This window comes from Streptococcus alactolyticus, assembly GCF_042649785.1.
GTDB classification, from domain to species: Bacteria; Bacillota; Bacilli; order Lactobacillales; family Streptococcaceae; genus Streptococcus; species Streptococcus alactolyticus.
Genome location: NZ_JBHRZX010000002.1, coordinates 16,051 through 16,503, shown reverse-complemented (window position 1 = coordinate 16,503; position 453 = coordinate 16,051). Strand labels below are relative to the sequence as shown.

At 40.2% G+C, this 453-nt stretch carries 1 CRISPR repeat array.

The annotated features are described in order from the left end of the window. Positions 1–15: 15 nt before the first annotated feature. A CRISPR array of direct repeats spans positions 16–446; the repeat unit is 36 nt; unit sequence GTTTTGGAACCATTCGAAACAACACAGCTCTAAAAC. Between the last annotated feature and the right edge of the window lie 7 nt (positions 447–453).

The window sequence follows — 453 nt, the reverse complement described above, 5'->3', positions numbered from 1 at the left end:
AGCAACAACAGCAGAGTTTTGGAACCATTCGAAACAACACAGCTCTAAAACATTCGATCATCTTATCCATGAATGAATTGAGTTTTGGAACCATTCGAAACAACACAGCTCTAAAACCGGAGTATTGACCAATAAAGTCCACTTCTTGTTTTGGAACCATTCGAAACAACACAGCTCTAAAACTCTACCACCTTTGAATTGTGCCTTATGACGTTTTGGAACCATTCGAAACAACACAGCTCTAAAACGTTTTAATAAGATGTCTGCAATCTGACTGTGTTTTGGAACCATTCGAAACAACACAGCTCTAAAACTTCGCCAGCGGGTAACGATTGCTATCGGCAGTTTTGGAACCATTCGAAACAACACAGCTCTAAAACCTCTGGGTGCAGACATCGGCACGAATGTTCGTTTTGGAACCATTCGAAACAACACAGCTCTAAAACTTAAATA